Origin of the sequence: Klebsiella sp. CB_Kp196 (genome assembly GCF_040061575.1) — a bacterium.
Taxonomy (GTDB): Bacteria; Pseudomonadota; Gammaproteobacteria; order Enterobacterales; family Enterobacteriaceae; genus Klebsiella; species Klebsiella michiganensis.
In genome coordinates, this window is the sequence record NZ_JBEAFH010000040.1 from 56,540 (window position 1) to 73,460 (window position 16,921).

The 16,921-nt window shown below is 57.6% G+C and carries 16 protein-coding genes; 11 read left to right on the plus strand and 5 right to left on the minus strand.

From position 1 onward, the window contains the following. Positions 1–207: 207 nt before the first annotated feature. The 7 genes from gmk to fpr all read left to right on the plus strand — a co-directional run bounded on the left by gmk (position 208) and on the right by fpr (position 8,145). Positions 208–831, plus strand: coding sequence for a guanylate kinase (gene gmk / locus ABLU87_RS12045; RefSeq protein ID WP_004106926.1), 624 nt, complete (start codon positions 208–210; stop codon positions 829–831). A 54-nt stretch (positions 832–885) separates the two neighbouring features. Next, positions 886–1,161 carry a DNA-directed RNA polymerase subunit omega gene (rpoZ, locus tag ABLU87_RS12050; RefSeq protein ID WP_004106927.1) on the plus strand — a complete coding sequence of 92 codons (276 nt, stop codon included), beginning with the start codon at positions 886–888 and terminating at the stop codon, positions 1,159–1,161. A gap of 18 nt (positions 1,162–1,179) precedes the next feature. Further along, positions 1,180–3,300 (plus strand): bifunctional GTP diphosphokinase/guanosine-3',5'-bis pyrophosphate 3'-pyrophosphohydrolase, encoded by a 2,121-nt coding sequence (spoT, locus tag ABLU87_RS12055; RefSeq protein WP_004855514.1) that lies wholly within the window; start codon positions 1,180–1,182, stop codon positions 3,298–3,300. 164 nt (positions 3,301–3,464) lie between these two features. Then, positions 3,465–4,154, plus strand: coding sequence for a tRNA (guanosine(18)-2'-O)-methyltransferase TrmH (trmH, locus tag ABLU87_RS12060; protein ID WP_004855515.1), 690 nt, complete (start codon positions 3,465–3,467; stop codon positions 4,152–4,154). Between the two features lie 2 nt (positions 4,155–4,156). Then, the gene (gene recG, locus ABLU87_RS12065; RefSeq protein WP_122116744.1) at positions 4,157–6,238 is read left to right on the plus strand and encodes an ATP-dependent DNA helicase RecG; all 2,082 of its coding nucleotides are present in this window, start codon (positions 4,157–4,159) and stop codon (positions 6,236–6,238) included. Between the two features lie 53 nt (positions 6,239–6,291). Beyond that, complete coding sequence (gene glpX / locus ABLU87_RS12070) at positions 6,292–7,302, plus strand: class II fructose-bisphosphatase (protein ID WP_014227259.1); 1,011 nt, start codon at positions 6,292–6,294, stop codon at positions 7,300–7,302. 96 nt (positions 7,303–7,398) lie between these two features. Beyond that, positions 7,399–8,145, plus strand: a complete 747-nt coding sequence (gene fpr, locus ABLU87_RS12075; protein ID WP_122116743.1) for a ferredoxin--NADP(+) reductase — start codon at positions 7,399–7,401, stop codon at positions 8,143–8,145. On the opposite strand, the gene ABLU87_RS12080 is transcribed toward fpr, so the two are convergent. After that, positions 8,146–8,574, minus strand: coding sequence for a DUF805 domain-containing protein (locus tag ABLU87_RS12080; RefSeq protein WP_004126694.1), 429 nt, complete (start codon positions 8,572–8,574; stop codon positions 8,146–8,148). It abuts the gene before it with no gap. 112 nt (positions 8,575–8,686) lie between these two features. Here ABLU87_RS12080 and ABLU87_RS12085 point away from each other — a divergent pair, with 112 nt between their 5' ends. Continuing rightward, positions 8,687–9,286: a DUF1454 family protein gene (locus tag ABLU87_RS12085; RefSeq protein WP_122116742.1), complete on the plus strand. Its 600-nt coding sequence runs from the start codon at positions 8,687–8,689 to the stop codon at positions 9,284–9,286. A gap of 108 nt (positions 9,287–9,394) precedes the next feature. Beyond that, complete coding sequence (tpiA, locus tag ABLU87_RS12090; protein WP_004855521.1) at positions 9,395–10,162, plus strand: triose-phosphate isomerase; 768 nt, start codon at positions 9,395–9,397, stop codon at positions 10,160–10,162. 94 nt (positions 10,163–10,256) lie between these two features. Here the strand turns inward: tpiA and ABLU87_RS12095 are convergent, their stop codons facing one another. The 4 genes from ABLU87_RS12095 to zapB form a co-directional block, all read right to left on the minus strand. Next, positions 10,257–11,561 (minus strand): SLC13 family permease, encoded by a 1,305-nt coding sequence (locus ABLU87_RS12095; protein WP_042946118.1) that lies wholly within the window; start codon positions 11,559–11,561, stop codon positions 10,257–10,259. A gap of 73 nt (positions 11,562–11,634) precedes the next feature. Continuing rightward, the gene (locus ABLU87_RS12100; RefSeq protein ID WP_009652756.1) at positions 11,635–12,390 is read right to left on the minus strand and encodes a CDP-diacylglycerol diphosphatase; all 756 of its coding nucleotides are present in this window, start codon (positions 12,388–12,390) and stop codon (positions 11,635–11,637) included. Between the two features lie 197 nt (positions 12,391–12,587). After that, complete coding sequence (locus ABLU87_RS12105; RefSeq protein ID WP_004126718.1) at positions 12,588–13,577, minus strand: sulfate ABC transporter substrate-binding protein; 990 nt, start codon at positions 13,575–13,577, stop codon at positions 12,588–12,590. A gap of 151 nt (positions 13,578–13,728) precedes the next feature. Beyond that, entirely contained in the window at positions 13,729–13,974 is a 246-nt protein-coding gene (gene zapB / locus ABLU87_RS12110) for a septal ring assembly protein ZapB (protein WP_009652751.1), read from the minus strand. Between the two features lie 442 nt (positions 13,975–14,416). Between zapB and ABLU87_RS12115 the strand changes: the two genes are divergently transcribed. After that, positions 14,417–15,268, plus strand: coding sequence for an MIP/aquaporin family protein (locus ABLU87_RS12115; RefSeq protein WP_048262751.1), 852 nt, complete (start codon positions 14,417–14,419; stop codon positions 15,266–15,268). A 21-nt stretch (positions 15,269–15,289) separates the two neighbouring features. Continuing rightward, entirely contained in the window at positions 15,290–16,801 is a 1,512-nt protein-coding gene (gene glpK, locus ABLU87_RS12120) for a glycerol kinase GlpK (RefSeq protein ID WP_004126722.1), read from the plus strand. Positions 16,802–16,921: the final 120 nt, after the last annotated feature.

Here is a 16,921-nt window from a genome sequence, read left to right on the forward strand (position 1 = left end):
CATCGGCGAGAGGGGATTTTTAACGCTGCGAGCATGCTTCCGGCTTTTCTGCGTTGTTTCTGCAACGCACGGAGAAATCAGGAAAACAGCAAGCAAAATGAAAGAAAGAACGCAAAAAGTGTGACAGGGACTGCGTCACGCTGCGCCGCCGTGTATAATAGGCTCGTATGTAAGCTCTATTTCGACCACCACATACAAAAGACACTCATGGCTCAAGGCACGCTTTATATTGTTTCCGCCCCTAGCGGCGCGGGTAAATCCAGCCTGATTCAGGCTTTATTAAAAACCCAACCGTTGTACGACTCTCAGGTTTCTGTTTCGCATACCACGCGCGCTCCGCGCCCGGGTGAAGTGCACGGTGAACACTATTTCTTTGTGAATCACGACGAATTCAGGACGATGATTGGCGAAGACGCTTTTCTTGAACATGCAGAAGTCTTTGGCAACTATTACGGCACCTCGCGCGAAGCTATCGAGCAGGTACTGGCGACCGGCGTCGACGTCTTCCTTGATATCGACTGGCAGGGCGCCCAGCAAATCCGCAACAGAATGCCCGGCGCGCGCAGCATTTTTATCCTGCCGCCGTCAAAAGATGAGCTTGATCGTCGCCTGCGCGGCCGCGGTCAGGACAGCGAAGAGGTTATCGCAAAACGTATGGCGCAGGCAGTTGCAGAAATGAGCCATTACGCGGAGTATGATTACCTGATTGTGAATGATGATTTTGATACCGCGCTGAGCGATCTGAAAATTATTATTCGCGCCGAACGTCTGCGCATGAGCCGCCAAAAGCAGCGACATGGCGCTTTAATCACCAAACTGTTGGCAGACTGAACCCACATTCAGTATCATGCCCAGTCATTTCTTCACCTGTGGAGCATTTTAAGTATGGCACGCGTAACTGTTCAGGACGCTGTAGAGAAAATTGGTAACCGTTTTGACCTGGTACTGGTCGCCGCGCGTCGCGCTCGTCAGATGCAGGTAGGCGGAAAGGATCCGCTGGTACCGGAAGAAAACGATAAAACTACCGTTATCGCACTGCGCGAAATCGAAGAAGGTCTGATCAACAACAAGATCCTCGACGTTCGTGAGCGCCAGGAACAGCAAGAGCAGGAAGCCGCTGAATTACAAGCCGTTACCGCTATTGCTGAAGGTCGTCGTTAATCACACTGCGGGTCGCCCTTGTATCTGTTTGAAAGCCTGAATCAGCTGATTCAAAACTACCTGCCCGAAGAGCAAATTAAACGTCTTCGGCAGGCTTATCTCGTTGCACGTGACGCTCACGAGGGCCAGACACGTTCAAGCGGTGAACCCTATATCACGCACCCGGTAGCGGTAGCCTGTATCCTGGCCGAGATGAAACTCGACCATGAAACGCTGATGGCCGCTCTGCTGCACGACGTGATAGAAGATACCCCCGCCACCTACCAGGACATGGAGCAGCTTTTCGGTAAAAGCGTTGCTGAACTGGTAGAGGGGGTGTCAAAACTTGATAAGCTTAAGTTTCGCGACAAGAAAGAGGCCCAGGCTGAAAACTTTCGCAAAATGATTATGGCGATGGTGCAGGATATCCGCGTCATCCTTATCAAGCTCGCTGACCGCACCCATAACATGCGCACGCTGGGCTCATTGCGCCCGGACAAGCGCCGCCGCATCGCCCGCGAAACGCTGGAGATCTACAGCCCTCTGGCGCACCGTTTAGGTATCCATCACATCAAAACCGAGCTCGAAGAGCTGGGCTTTGAGGCGCTGTATCCTAACCGCTACCGCGTCATTAAAGAGGTGGTTAAAGCGGCGCGCGGCAACCGTAAGGAGATGATTCAAAAGATCCTCTCCGAAATCGAAGGGCGCCTGCAGGAAGCGGGAATTCCCTGTCGCGTTAGCGGTCGCGAAAAGCATTTGTACTCCATCTACTGCAAGATGGTGCTCAAAGAGCAGCGCTTTCACTCGATTATGGATATCTACGCTTTCCGCGTGATTGTCCATGATTCCGACACCTGCTACCGCGTGCTTGGCCAGATGCACAGCCTTTACAAGCCGCGTCCGGGTCGCGTCAAAGACTATATTGCCATTCCAAAGGCGAACGGCTATCAATCTTTGCACACCTCGATGATCGGCCCGCACGGCGTCCCGGTTGAGGTACAAATTCGTACCGAAGACATGGACCAGATGGCGGAAATGGGGGTGGCGGCGCACTGGGCTTATAAAGAGCACGGCGGCGAGAGCAGCACCACGGCGCAAATCCGTGCCCAGCGCTGGATGCAGAGCCTGCTGGAGCTCCAGCAGAGCGCCGGTAGTTCATTTGAATTTATTGAGAGCGTGAAATCCGATCTGTTCCCGGATGAGATTTACGTTTTCACCCCGGAAGGGCGCATTGTCGAACTGCCCGCCGGCGCGACGCCGGTGGATTTCGCCTACGCGGTGCATACCGACATCGGCCATGCCTGCGTCGGCGCCCGCGTCGACCGCCAGCCGTATCCGCTGTCGCAGTCGCTCTCCAGCGGCCAGACGGTGGAAATCATCACCGCGCCGGGCGCACGTCCGAACGCCGCATGGCTGAACTTTGTCGTCAGCTCGAAAGCGCGCGCCAAAATTCGCCAGCTGCTGAAAAATCTTAAGCGCGACGACTCCGTAAGCCTCGGGCGCCGCCTGCTCAATCACGCCCTCGGCGGTAGCCGCAAGCTGGCCGAGATCCCGCCAGAGAACATTCAGCGTGAACTTGAGCGCATGAAGCTGACCACGCTTGACGATCTGCTGGCCGAAATCGGCCTCGGCAACGCCATGAGCGTCGTGGTAGCAAAAAACCTGCAGCAGGGTGAAACCACCGCCGTGCCTGTACAGCCAGCGCCTGTCGGCCATAATCATCTGCCGATTAAAGGCGCGGATGGCGTGCTGATCACCTTCGCCAAATGCTGCCGCCCGATCCCCGGCGACCCGATTATCGCGCACGTCAGCCCGGGCAAAGGCCTGGTTATTCACCATGAGTCCTGTCGTAACATTCGCGGCTATCAGAAAGAGCCGGAGAAATTTATGGCGGTCGAGTGGGACAAAGAGACAGCGCAGGAATTTATCACCGAAATCAAGGTGGATATGTTCAACCATCAGGGTGCCCTGGCGAATCTTACCGCGGCGATCAACACCGCTTCTTCCAATATTCAAAGCCTGAATACGGAAGAGAAAGATGGCCGCGTTTACAGCGCCTTTATTCGCCTTACCGCGCGCGACCGCGTGCATCTGGCGAATATCATGCGCAAAATTCGCGTCATGCCGGATGTAATAAAAGTCACCCGTAACCGAAACTAGCTCTTCCACAAAATCATTCGAATTGCGTCAAGGCGGCAAGCGAATGACAAATCTGCCGGGAGCAGATTTGAACGCTGCTTACAGCGGCCCCGTAAAGGGCAAGGCCCAGGAATGGGCCGCGTAATCCGCAGCGATTAAAGAGTCATTCGAAGGATGGAAGTATCATGAATTTACAGCGTTATGCGCGTATCTGCGAGATGCTCGCCAGGCGCCAGCCTGACCTGACAGTCTGCATGGAGCAGGTCCATAAGCCTCATAACGTCTCTGCGGTCATTCGTACCGCAGACGCCGTTGGCGTGCATGAAGTGCACGCCATCTGGCCAGGTAGCCGTATGCGTACCATGGCCTCCGCGGCCGCCGGCAGCAATAGCTGGGTGCAGGTCAAAACCCACCGTACTATTGGCGAGGCTGTCACGCATTTAAAAGGCCAGGGCATGCAGATCCTGGCGACCCATCTCTCTGATAACGCCGTCGATTTCCGTGAAATCGACTATACCCGTCCCACCTGTATCCTGATGGGGCAGGAGAAAACCGGCATTACGCAGGAAGCGTTAGACCTGGCGGACCAGGACATCATCATTCCGATGATTGGCATGGTGCAGTCGCTGAACGTTTCCGTCGCCTCAGCGCTTATCCTCTACGAAGCCCAGCGCCAGCGGCAGAATGCCGGCATGTACCGGCGCGAGAACAGTATGCTGCCGGAAGAAGACCAGCAGCGCCTGCTGTTTGAAGGCGGCTATCCGGTGCTGGCGAAGGTCGCTAAACGCAAGGGACTTCCCTACCCCCACGTCAACGAGCAGGGCGAAGTCGAAGCCGATGCCGCGTGGTGGGCCACCATGCAGGCGGCGAAGTAATCATGCAGGGCCGTCTGCTGGATGCGGTGCCGCTCAATTCCCTGACGGGCGTTGGCGCGGCCCAGAGCAGTAAGCTGGCAAAAATCGGCCTGCATACGGTACAGGATCTGCTTCTGCACCTGCCGCTACGCTACGAAGACCGCACCCATCTGTATCACATCGGCGAACTGCTGCCCGGCGTTTACGCCACCGTTGAAGGCGAAGTCCTCAACTGCAACATCACTTTCGGCGGCCGCCGGATGATGACCTGCCAGATAAGCGACGGCTCCGGCATCCTCACCATGCGCTTTTTTAACTTCAGCGCGGCGATGAAAAATAGCCTGGCAACCGGGCGCCGCGTGCTGGCCTACGGTGAGGCAAAGCGCGGTAAGCACGGGGCGGAGATGATCCATCCGGAATATCGGGTTCAGGGCGACATGAGTACCCCTGATTTACAGGAAACGCTGACCCCGGTATATCCCACCACCGAAGGCATCAAGCAGGCTACGCTGCGTAAGCTCACCGACCAGGCGCTGGAGCTGCTTGAAACCTGCGCGATCGCCGAGCTGCTGCCGCCTGAGCTGGCGCAGGGGATGATGAGCCTGCCGGACGCCTTACGCACGCTGCATCGCCCGCCGCCCACGTTACAGCTTAGCGAGCTGGAAAGCGGCAAACATCCGGCTCAGCGGCGCTTAATCCTGGAAGAGCTGCTGGCGCATAACCTCAGCATGCTGGCGCTGCGGGCAGGCGCCCAGCGCTACCACTCCCTCGCGCTCAGCGCTAACGACACGCTAAAAGATAAACTGCTGGCCTCCCTCCCCTTTACGCCGACCGGCGCGCAGGCGCGCGTCACGGCTGAAATCGAACGCGATATGGCGCTGGACGTGCCGATGATGCGTCTGGTGCAGGGGGACGTGGGCTCCGGTAAAACCCTGGTCGCCGCGCTTGCCGCCCTGCGCGCCATCGCCCACGGCAAACAGGTAGCGCTGATGGCGCCGACCGAGCTGCTGGCTGAACAGCACGCCAATAACTTCCGCAGCTGGTTCGAACCGCTGGGCGTTGAGGTGGGCTGGCTGGCTGGCAAACAAAAAGGCAAAGCGCGCCTGGCGCAGCAGGAGGCTATCGCCAGCGGACAGGTACAGATGATTGTCGGCACCCACGCCATCTTTCAGGAGCAGGTCCAGTTTAACGGCCTCGCGTTGGTGATTATCGACGAGCAGCACCGTTTTGGCGTCCATCAGCGGCTGGCGCTGTGGGAGAAAGGGCAACAGCAGGGATTTCACCCGCACCAGCTGATTATGACCGCCACGCCGATTCCGCGCACCCTGGCGATGACCGCGTATGCCGACCTCGACACCTCGGTCATCGATGAACTGCCGCCGGGCCGAACGCCGGTTACGACGGTGGCCATTCCGGATACGCGACGCAGCGATATTATTGACCGCGTTCGTCACGCCTGCACTCACGAAGGCCGCCAGGCCTACTGGGTTTGTACGCTGATTGAAGAGTCGGATCTGCTGGAAGCTCAGGCGGCGGAAGCCACCTGGGAAGAGCTGAAACTCGCCCTGCCGGAGCTGAATATCGGCCTGGTGCACGGGCGTATGAAATCCGCCGAGAAGCAGGCGGTAATGAGCGCGTTCAAGCAGGGCGAGCTGCATCTGCTGGTCGCCACCACGGTGATTGAAGTCGGCGTGGACGTGCCCAACTCCAGCCTGATGATCATCGAAAACCCGGAGCGTCTGGGGCTGGCGCAGCTGCATCAGCTCCGAGGGCGCGTCGGGCGCGGTGCGGTAGCCTCCCACTGCGTGCTGCTCTATAAATCGCCACTGTCAAAAACCGCCCAGAAGCGTCTGCAGGTCCTGCGCGATAGCAATGACGGTTTCGTCATCGCCCAAAAAGACCTGGAAATTCGCGGTCCCGGCGAGCTTCTCGGCACCCGTCAGACCGGCAACGCTGAATTTAAAGTCGCGGACTTATTGCGCGATCAGGCCATGATCCCGGAAGTTCAGCGCATCGCCCGCCATATTCACGAACGCTATCCCCAGCAGGCCCAGGCGCTGATTGAGCGCTGGATGCCGGAAACCGAACGCTATTCCAACGCGTAGCGCGAACGTCATCTCGCCACGCTGCGCATAATTTTTATTCAGATGAGTGGATTATGAAACGAGAACTGGCCATCGAATTTTCGCGCGTCACCGAAGCCGCCGCGCTGGCAGGCTACAAATGGTTAGGCCGCGGTGATAAAAACACCGCCGACGGCGCCGCCGTCAACGCCATGCGCATTATGCTCAACCTGATCAACATCGACGGCACAATCGTGATTGGCGAAGGCGAAATCGACGAAGCGCCGATGCTGTACATTGGCGAGCGCGTCGGTACCGGCCACGGCGATGCGGTAGATATCGCCGTCGATCCTATCGAAGGTACCCGCATGACGGCGATGGGCCAGGCGAACGCGCTGGCGGTCATGGCGGTAGGCGATAAGGGCTGTTTCCTGAATGCGCCGGATATGTACATGGAAAAGCTGATTGTCGGCCCGGGAGCGAAGGGCACCATCGATCTGAACCTGCCGCTGGCGGAGAACCTGCATAACATCGCCCGCGCGCTGAATAAGCCGCTGAGTGAATTAACGGTCACCATCTTAGCCAAGCCGCGCCATGACGACGTCATTGTTGAGCTGCAAAAGCTGGGCGTGCGCGTGTTCGCCATCCCCGACGGCGACGTTGCCGCCTCTATTCTGACCTGCATGCCGGACAGCGAAGTTGACGTCATGTACGGTATCGGCGGCGCGCCGGAAGGCGTCGTTTCCGCTGCGGTGATCCGCGCGCTGGACGGCGATATGAACGGCCGTCTGCTGGCGCGTCACCATGTGAAGGGCGACAGCGAAGAGAATCGCCGCATCGGCGAAAACGAGCTGGCACGCTGTCAGGCGATGGGCATTGAAGCAGGCAAAGTGCTGCGCCTGGACGATATGGCGCGTAGCGACAACGTGGTTTTCTCGGCAACCGGCATCACCAAGGGCGATCTGCTGGACGGTATCACCCGTAAAGGCAATATGGCCACCACCGAAACCCTGCTGATCCGCGGTAAATCACGCACCATCCGCCGTATTCAATCGATTCATTATCTCGATCGCAAAGACCCGGATATTCAGCTGCACATCCTGTAAAAACATTTGATCAATAGAGCTTTCCAGCCTTTTCGGGCTGGAAATCTGCTCTCGTCGCGGTGAAGATACGTTAACAGGATTGAGAGGAGAGTCGCTATGGCAAACTGGGTTACGGGCAAAGTGGTAAAAGTACAGAACTGGACTGATGCACTGTTTAGCCTCACCGTTCACGCGCCGGTTGCGCCCTTCACCGCTGGGCAGTTTGCCAAACTGGGGCTGGACGTAGACGGAGAACGCGTGCAGCGCGCCTATTCCTACGTCAACGCCCCCAGCAACCCCGATCTTGAGTTCTATCTGGTGACGGTTCCGGAGGGCAAGCTCAGTCCGCGGCTGGCGGCACTGAAGCCGGGCGATGAAGTCCAGGTAGTCAGCGAAGCCGCCGGTTTCTTCGTGCTGGAAGAGGTGCCGGATTGCGACACCCTATGGATGCTCGCCACCGGCACAGCGATTGGCCCGTACCTGTCGATTCTGGAAGAAGGGAAGGACCTGGATCGCTTTAAAAACCTGGTACTGGTGCACGCCGCGCGCTATGCCGCCGACCTCAGCTATCTGCCGCAGATGCAGGCGCTGGAAGCGCGCTATGCGGGCAAACTGCGCATCCAGTCTGTCGTGAGCCGGGAAACCGCGCCGGGCATGCTCACGGGACGTATCCCGTTCCTGATTGAAACCGGCGCGCTGGAAGAGGCCGTCGGCCTGCCGATGGACGCCGAGAGCAGCCACGTCATGCTGTGCGGTAACCCGCAGATGGTGCGCGACACCCAGCAGTTGCTGAAAGAGACCCGGCAGATGAGCAAGCACCTGCGTCGCCGGCCGGGTCATATGACCGCCGAACACTACTGGTAATCAGGATTCCGCTTTCCAGCGCACGTCCAGCGTCTCTTTACCAAACTTATTCGCGCCCTGGGTACCGACAAACGCGCCCAGGTCGATCAGCATCATGACGATAATCAGCGTCGGTATAAACCGCCCGACGCCCCACTGCCAGACCCCAGGCAGCATCGACCAGTTGCCCGCCAGCAGCATCCACGCCAGAATCATCAGCAGCGCCCAGAGCCCGGATTTACCCCGATCGTGCAGGCGTTTAATGGTCACCGCCGCCGTCGGCCACAGCAGGCACACCAGAATAAAAGCCGCCGTCTGTAAATTGAGAAGGTTACTACCGGCCAGCGTGAACAGCGCGCTCATGGTCATTATCCAGATAGCGATCCAGATCCAGAAGTCGCGACGTCCAATCCGCCCTTTAATTGAGAATAGCCACTGCTGTAGGGTCATGTTTTATTCCTTATCATCATCACCGACGTAGTTTACCCTGAAGGCGTGACTTTTTGACAAGCGTGACGGTTCTCGTTTTAATCGTCAGCAGATAAAAAAAGGGAAGATGGGCATGAAGAAGTGGGCAACCTTATGTTTAATTGGGCTGGCGGCATTATCCGTCGGCCAAAAAGCGTTGTCCGCCGAGTCAGACGCCAGCGCTACGGCGCCCTATCTTCTCTCCGGCGCGCCGGCCTTTGATATTTCCATCAGCGAGTTTCGGGAAAAATTCAACAACGATAACCCGAAGCTATCGCTCAATGAATTTCGCGCCGTCGCCGCCAGCAAAGACCAGGCAAACCTGACCCGCGCCGCCACGAAGATCAATGAGAACCTCTACGCGTCGACCGCGCTTGAACGCGGCACGCTCAAAATTAAATCGATGCAGATCACCTGGCTACCAATTCAGGGGCCGCAGCAGAAAGCGGCGAAAGCGAGAGCCCAGGAGTATATGAGCGCCGTGATGCGCGCGTTCGTGCCCACGCTCAGCCTGACGCAAAGCCAGCAGAAGCTGCAGAAACTGCTGGCCGCCGGAAAAGGCAAACGTTACTTCTCCGAAACGGAAGGTGCTGTGCGCTATGTTGTGGCGGACAACGGCGAAAAGGGGCTGACCTTCGCTGTTGAACCGATTAAGCTGGCGCTATCTGAAACGCTGGAAAACAACAATAAATGACAAAAAGCAAAGCCTTTCCAGTGATGAATCTCTATACTGTTTCACAGACCATGCTGCCCGCGGGGGCGGCTATATTCCTTAATTCGCTTTAAAGCGTGGAGAATAAAAATGCGACATCCTTTAGTGATGGGTAACTGGAAACTGAACGGCAGCCGCCACATGGTAAACGAACTGGTCGCGAACCTGCGTACCGAACTGGCTGGCGTAACCGGCTGTGCAGTTGCCATTGCTCCGCCTGAGATGTACATCGACCTGGCTAAACAAGCCGCTGCGGGCAGCCACATTCACCTGGGCGCGCAGAACGTTGACCTGAACCTGTCCGGCGCGTTCACTGGCGAAACCTCTGCCGAAATGCTGAAAGACATCGGCGCTGAATACATCATCATCGGCCACTCCGAGCGCCGTACCTACCACAAAGAGTCCGACGAGTTTATCGCCAGGAAATTCGCGGTACTGAAAGAGCAGGGTCTGATCCCGGTTCTGTGCATCGGTGAAACCGAAGCGGAAAACGAAGCGGGCAAAACGGAAGAAGTGTGCGCGCGTCAAATCGACGCCGTTCTGAAAACCCAGGGCGCGGCGGCGTTCGAAGGCGCAGTTATCGCTTATGAACCCGTATGGGCGATCGGTACCGGCAAATCCGCTACCCCGGCTCAGGCTCAGGCTGTACACAAATTCATTCGCGACCACATCGCTAAAGCCGATGCGAAAGTGGCTGAACAAGTGATCATCCAGTACGGCGGTTCCGTTAACGCGGGCAACGCAGCAGAGCTGTTCACCCAGCCGGACATCGACGGCGCGCTGGTTGGCGGCGCATCCCTGAAAGCTGACGCTTTCGCGGTGATCGTTAAAGCAGCAGAAGCCGCGAAAAAAGCGTAATTCGCTTTAAGGCCTTTCCCCGGTCGCGCTTTGCAACCGGGGTTATCGCCCGGTTGCCCGGCCAGGTTCCGGGAAAATCCCCGAGCGGTGCAGCCTACAGTTTCCCCAACGCCTGATACCACAGGTAGTCCAGCGGCAGCAGAATCAAATAGCTTACCGCCGCCAGCGCAATACACAGCAGCATTCCCGCCCTTGCAGGCACTTTCCCCAGCCCCATTGCCACCACAATCGGTGATGCCTGATACGGCAGCAGCGGCGTGGAGTATCCCAGCACCTGAATCATAATCACGCTCAGCAGCGGGAAGCCGGTCGCATCGGAGAAGCTCTGCGCGAAGGTGGTATACAGCGCCGGTACGCCGTTAGCGGTCATGATAAAGTTCAGCGCGCTGGTAATGCCGGTCAATGCGAGAAAGCTGGTGAACGGACTCTCTTTATCCAGCGGCATAATCTGCAGCAGGGCATTCCCCACCACGCCGCCGATACCGGTTTGCGTCACGGTGATAGCCAGCCCTAAAATCCCGGCGACGTAAATACAGGTGCGGATATTCACGCCGCTGGAAAACTCCTCGCCGCTGATAAAACCGACCCGCGGCAGCAGCGTTATCACCGCCGCCGCCAGCCCCGTCCAGGCCGGCCCCACGCCGTGCCAGCTCTCCGTCACCCAGAGCGTCAGCACTACCACCAGCAGCCACGCCAGGCGCTTCTCATCGCGGCTCATCGGCGGCAGCGGCGACATATCGCGCGGCGGATGCGGTTTCCCCGGGAACAGCCAGCATATCAGCACGATCAGCGCCGCCCCCTTGAGCCAGCCGAGCACCGGCGTATGCAGCAGTAAATAGGGAAGATAATTCAAATGGATACCATACGATCCCTCCGCCGCGCCGCTCATCACCAGATTCGGGACGTTGGCGGGCAGGATGGTGGCAGACAGCTGGAAAGTCCCGAACCCCACCGCCAGCGCCAGGCCAAACCACGGGCGCGTCCCCTCTTCAATGCCGGCACGCCTGGCCATTGCCGCCACAATCGGCATCAGCAGCGCGATACGCCCCATATTGGACGGCATCACAAACGCCAGCGCATAGCTGAGCAGCACCACGCTGCCGACCATCAGCGGCCAGGAGTCGGTCAGCCGCGACGAGAGCGACCGGGCCGCCCTGTCCGCCAGCCCGGTTTTGCGTATCGCGATCCCCAGCACAAATCCGCTGAACACCAGCCAGAACGCCGATGAGGCAAAGCCGCCGAAAATGACCTCCGGCGGCGCGATTTTGGCGATCATCGCTGCGGCAAAAAACAGCAGCGCGGTCATAAACTCCGGCAGTAGCGAAGTCGCCCAGAGGAGAATAGTGATGCCGACGATGATAGAAGGAAGGAACAGAGGGTGGGACAACCAGAGCGACATACCTGTCTCCTGTCGATTTTTTCAGCAAGAATACGACGGACGATAAGACAGGTAAACGCCAGATATGGTGGGGTTATTGCAGGATTGCGCAGCTGTGATCCTGAATCTCTTCCGCCGATGCGCGATTAAGCGTTAGCAGGTTACGCTCGGTCGCCAGCAGCACCAGCGAGCCATCGCTCTGCTTTGCCATCGCCAGCGCAAAACGGCCCATATGTTCACGCGCTTCCGGCACCTCTTCGGCCAGCATCAGGAACGGACTGCGCTGCGCCAGCTCCGTTTCGGTGACCCGACGCGCCAGATATTCGTGGCCCAGTAGTCCACCGGGCAGCGGCAACCAGCGGCTGCTGATAGCGGGCGCGTCCTTGTCCAGCTGAGTACGGACATCGGGACGCAGGCAGGAGATATGGATATGGAAATGATTTTGCGTGCGTCCGCTGCGCGAGTTGATGGTCAAGGAGACCGCGTCATCCGATACGGCGGAACCACGATGCTGGCTCATGATTTCGCGCCCCTGCCAGGCCTGCCAGAAGAAGTTCGGCGTCAGGGGATTAAGCAGCAGCGGACTTTCGGTGCCGTTAATACGGTAAGTCGGCATCAGCAGATACTGCAGCGGGCCATTGCGGTCTTTAAACAGCACATAGCCGCCCTTGAGGTTCACTTCCGCACAGGGCGCGGGATTCTGGTGCTGCTGTTGATTGGGGACGCACTGTTGCAGAACAATTTTGCGCAACGCATCAGGGTTGCCGGAATGAAGCCAGTAGTAGCCGCCGGCCATCGCCGCCACAACGACCACCAGCAGCGCTAATAAAAGGTATCGTACTCTTCGCATTATTTTTTCCTGTCTCAGCCAGAAACGGAAGAGTAACGCAGTTTGATGACCAAATGAAAACAGGAAGAGGTTCGGTGTGTTTTCCCGGAGGCGGCGCTACCAGACTTCTCAGCCCCGGGTCGCGGCTTACGCCTGTCCGGGCGACAAGAGTTGTATCCCCGCTAAGCGCAGCGCAAGCGGGGATAAGGGGAGGCTATTTAACGCTGGTTGATCTGGTCGAAGGTGCCGCCGTTGGAAAAGTGCTCTTTCTGCGCTTTCGTCCAGCCGCCAAACACGTCATCGATGGTGAACAGCTTCAGTTTCGGGAACTCATTCGCGTATTTTTTCGCTATCTCAGGATCGCGCGGACGATAGAAGTTCTTCGCCGCAATCTCCTGGCCTTCCGGCGAGTAGAGGTACTTCAGATACGCTTCCGCCACCTGGCGAGTGCCCTTCTTGTCGACCACTTTATCCACCACGGAAACCGTCGGCTCGGCGAGAATCGATTCGCTCGGGGTCACGATCTCAAATTTGTCTTTACCCAGTTCGTTGGTCGCCAGCAGGGCTTCGTTTTCCCAGGCAATCAGCACATCGCCGATCCCACGTTCCACGAAGGTGTTGGTCGCGCCACGGGCGCCGGAATCCAGTACTTCGACGTTCTTAAACAGCGCTTTTACGAACTCTTGCGCCTTCGCCTGATCGCCATTGTTCTGGTGCAGGGCATAGCCCCATGCCGCCAGATAGTTCCAGCGCGCGCCGCCGGAGCTTTTCGGGTTCGGGGTAATCACCGACACGCCCGGTTTAATCAGGTCGTTCCAGTCGTGAATCTGCTTCGGGTTGCCTTTGCGTACGAGGAACACGATGGTTGAGGTATACGGCGCGGAGTTATCCGGCAGACGCTTCAGCCAGTTTTTGTCGATTCGGCCACGCTCGGCAATCGCATCGACGTCATAGGCCAGCGCAAGGGTCACCACGTCGGCTTCAATGCCGTTGATCACCGAGGTCGCCTGTTTGCCGGAGCCGCCGTGGGACTGACGAATCACCACGTTGTCGCCGGTTTCTTGTTTCCAGTGCGCGCTAAAGGCTTTGTTGTACTGTTCGTACAGCTCGCGCGTTGGATCGTAAGAAACGTTTAATAGTTGAATGTCTTTTGCCAGAACGCTGGCGGATGCCAGCAACAGAGTTAACCCCACGCCCCACTTATTCATCGCACCGCTCTCTTTATGTAGTGTTGTGATGGATTAAGCGTGCCAGAAAGCGGACTGATGATTAAAGAATAAAAAAAGATTGGCTATAACTTGTGAGTATATAGAGCGGGGGAGAGTTTGCCCCCTCCCGAACGGGAGGGGGCGGGAAGCATCAGACTTCTTCCATGCGGCCCAGCAGCGCCTGCAGACGATCCTGCCAGCCCTGCTGCTGTTCTTTCAGCTGACCGTTTTCACGCTCAAGCTCTTCACGGCTGTGCTGCGCGCTCTGTACTTCCTGCGCCAGCGTGTTGTTCTTCTCTTTCAGCTCTTCGATTTCCATCTGTAACAGAGTGATGGTATCAATCGCCTGCTGAACTTTAGATTCTAATTTCTCAAACACTTCTAATGACATCGTCATACCTCTCCTGAACTTGCAAGGCGTTGATAGAAACCGTCCGTTTCGTATACGCGTTGACGCCTTAACGAAAATTAGCGCACTACAGTGGTGATGTAGTCGATTGTATGAAGCCCCGCCTCCCCTGTCCAGCGACAACCCGCGTAGATTGCGGTTTGCAACACTTTTCAGCCTTTACCTGGTCCGTTCGCCGCTTTTACCCGGTACTTTTTCGTAATTGTTAATCAACACGTAAAAAAATGTGCGGTGAAACGCTCCCGCAAAAGGCCGAACACGCGTTTATGGCGCGAAAACGCTCATTTTCTTGACGTGGTACACACATTTGAATTTCGATATTTCTCGTTTTTGTTCGTTAACGATAAATTAACACTATGCCTACATGGCAGCGTGGTCGCCTGCGACCTTCACACATACAATAATCATCACTACGCTTCAGGATTCGATTATGAGCCAAACATCAACACTAAAAGGCCAGTGCATCGCAGAGTTCCTCGGTACCGGGTTGTTGATCTTTTTCGGCGTTGGGTGCGTCGCTGCGCTTAAGGTCGCGGGAGCCAGCTTCGGTCAGTGGGAAATCAGCATCATCTGGGGTCTGGGCGTCGCCATGGCGATTTACCTGACCGCAGGGGTTTCCGGTGCGCACCTTAACCCGGCGGTCACCATCGCGCTGTGGCTGTTCGCCTGCTTTGACGGTCGTAAAGTTGTTCCATTTATCGTTGCGCAATTCGCTGGCGCCTTTTGCGCTGCGGCTTTAGTTTACGGGCTTTATTACAATCTTTTCTTCGATTTCGAACATACCCACAATATGGTGCGCGGTAGCGTCGAAAGTCTCGAGCTGGCAGGCATTTTCTCCACCTATCCGAATCCGCATATCAATTTTGTGCAGGCCTTCGCGGTAGAAATGGTGATTACCGCTATCCTGATGGGCGTCATTCTGGCGCTGACCGACGATGGTAACGGCGTGCCGCGTGGCCCGCTGGCGCCGCTGCTGATTGGTCTGCTGATCGCCGTCATCGGCGCATCCATGGGCCCGCTGACCGGCTTCGCCATGAACCCGGCGCGTGATATCGGACCGAAAGCCTTCGCCTGGCTGGCAGGCTGGGGCAACGTCGCCTTCACCGGCGGCAAAGATATTCCTTATTTCCTGGTGCCGCTGTGTGCGCCAATCGTCGGTGCTGCGCTGGGCGCATTCTGCTACCGCAAGCTGATTGGCCGCCACCTGCCTTGCGACACCTGCGTCGTCGAAGAGAAAGAAGCTGCATCCCACTCTACGACGCAACACAAAGCTTCGCTGTAATCTGACTACGGGACTCATACTATGACCGACAAAAAATATATCGTAGCGCTCGACCAGGGCACCACCAGCTCCCGCGCCGTGGTAATGGATCACGATGCCAATATCGTCAGCGTTTCTCAGCGAGAATTCGAACAAATTTATCCGCGTCCAGGCTGGGTTGAACACGACCCGATGGAGATCTGGGCATCGCAAAGCTCTACGCTGGTCGAAGTGCTGGCAAAAGCCGATATCAGCTCCGATGAAATCGCGGCGATCGGCATCACCAACCAGCGTGAAACCGCCATCGTGTGGGAGCGCGAAACCGGGAAGCCGATTTATAACGCCATCGTCTGGCAGTGCCGCCGTACCGCCGAGATCTGCGAACAGCTCAAGCGCGACGGCATGGAAGAGTACATCCGCAAGGCCACCGGCCTGGTGGTTGACCCCTACTTCTCCGGCACCAAAGTGAAGTGGATCCTCGACCACGTCGAAGGCGCGCGCGAACGCGCTAAACGCGGCGAGCTGCTGTTCGGTACCGTAGACACCTGGCTTATCTGGAAAATGACCCAGGGACGCGTTCACGTAACCGACTACACTAACGCCTCGCGTACCATGCTGTTTAATATCCACGAGTTGGACTGGGACGACAAAATGCTCGATGCGCTGGATATCCCGCGCGCCATGCTGCCGGAAGTGCGCAAGTCGTCCGAAGTGTACGGCCAGACCAACATCGGCGGTAAAGGCGGGACGCGTATTCCGATCGCCGGTATCGCCGGCGACCAGCAGGCTGCGCTGTTCGGCCAGCTGTGCGTGAAAGAGGGGATGGCGAAAAACACCTACGGTACCGGCTGCTTTATGCTGATGAATACCGGCGAGAAAGCGGTGACGTCAACGCACGGCCTGCTGACGACTATCGCCTGCGGCCCGCGCGGTGAGGTGAACTATGCGCTGGAAGGCGCGGTGTTTATGGCTGGCGCCTCTATTCAGTGGCTGCGCGATGAGATGAAGCTGATTAGCGACGCGTTCGATTCCGAATATTTCGCCACCAAAGTGAAGGATACCAACGGCGTGTACGTCGTTCCGGCGTTTACCGGCCTCGGCGCCCCGTACTGGGACCCGTATGCCCGCGGCGCGATCTTCGGCCTGACCCGCGGCGTGAACTCCAACCATATTATTCGCGCCACCCTGGAGTCGATTGCCTATCAGACCCGCGACGTGCTGGAAGCGATGCAGGCTGACTCCGGGATCCGTCTGCACGCCCTGCGCGTTGACGGCGGCGCGGTCGCCAACAACTTCCTGATGCAGTTCCAGTCCGATATTCTCGGCACCCGCGTGGAACGCCCGGAAGTCCGCGAAGTCACCGCGCTGGGTGCAGCCTATCTGGCCGGTCTGGCGGTCGGTTTCTGGCAAAACCTGGATGAACTGCAGGAGAAAGCGGTCATCGAACGCGAGTTCCGTCCGGGGATTGAAACCACCGAGCGTAACTATCGCTACAGCGGCTGGAAGAAAGCGGTAAAACGCGCGCTGGCGTGGGAAGAGCACGACGAAGCGTAAGATGGGGTATTCCCGGCTGGCGGCGTAAACGCCTTACCCGGGCTACCGCCCGCAGACCGCACACACCCGTAGCCCGGCTAAGCGCAGCGCGAGCCGGGGGGAAACCGCGTCGATGTATAA

Excerpts from the sequence above, each read along its gene's own strand:
- gmk (WP_004106926.1), top strand. The coding sequence starts at position 208 with ATGGCTCAAGGCACGCTTTATATTGTTTCCGCCCCTAGCGGCGCGGGT.
- rpoZ (WP_004106927.1), top strand. The coding sequence starts at position 886 with ATGGCACGCGTAACTGTTCAGGACGCTGTAGAGAAAATTGGTAACCGT.
- trmH (WP_004855515.1), top strand. The coding sequence starts at position 3,465 with ATGAATTTACAGCGTTATGCGCGTATCTGCGAGATGCTCGCCAGGCGC.
- recG (WP_122116744.1), top strand. The coding sequence starts at position 4,157 with ATGCAGGGCCGTCTGCTGGATGCGGTGCCGCTCAATTCCCTGACGGGC.
- glpX (WP_014227259.1), top strand. The coding sequence starts at position 6,292 with ATGAAACGAGAACTGGCCATCGAATTTTCGCGCGTCACCGAAGCCGCC.
- fpr (WP_122116743.1), top strand. The coding sequence starts at position 7,399 with ATGGCAAACTGGGTTACGGGCAAAGTGGTAAAAGTACAGAACTGGACT.
- ABLU87_RS12080 (WP_004126694.1), bottom strand. The coding sequence starts at position 8,574 with ATGACCCTACAGCAGTGGCTATTCTCAATTAAAGGGCGGATTGGACGT.
- ABLU87_RS12085 (WP_122116742.1), top strand. The coding sequence starts at position 8,687 with ATGAAGAAGTGGGCAACCTTATGTTTAATTGGGCTGGCGGCATTATCC.
- tpiA (WP_004855521.1), top strand. The coding sequence starts at position 9,395 with ATGCGACATCCTTTAGTGATGGGTAACTGGAAACTGAACGGCAGCCGC.
- ABLU87_RS12095 (WP_042946118.1), bottom strand. The coding sequence starts at position 11,561 with ATGTCGCTCTGGTTGTCCCACCCTCTGTTCCTTCCTTCTATCATCGTC.
- ABLU87_RS12100 (WP_009652756.1), bottom strand. The coding sequence starts at position 12,390 with ATGCGAAGAGTACGATACCTTTTATTAGCGCTGCTGGTGGTCGTTGTG.
- ABLU87_RS12105 (WP_004126718.1), bottom strand. The coding sequence starts at position 13,577 with ATGAATAAGTGGGGCGTGGGGTTAACTCTGTTGCTGGCATCCGCCAGC.
- zapB (WP_009652751.1), bottom strand. The coding sequence starts at position 13,974 with ATGACGATGTCATTAGAAGTGTTTGAGAAATTAGAATCTAAAGTTCAG.
- ABLU87_RS12115 (WP_048262751.1), top strand. The coding sequence starts at position 14,417 with ATGAGCCAAACATCAACACTAAAAGGCCAGTGCATCGCAGAGTTCCTC.
- glpK (WP_004126722.1), top strand. The coding sequence starts at position 15,290 with ATGACCGACAAAAAATATATCGTAGCGCTCGACCAGGGCACCACCAGC.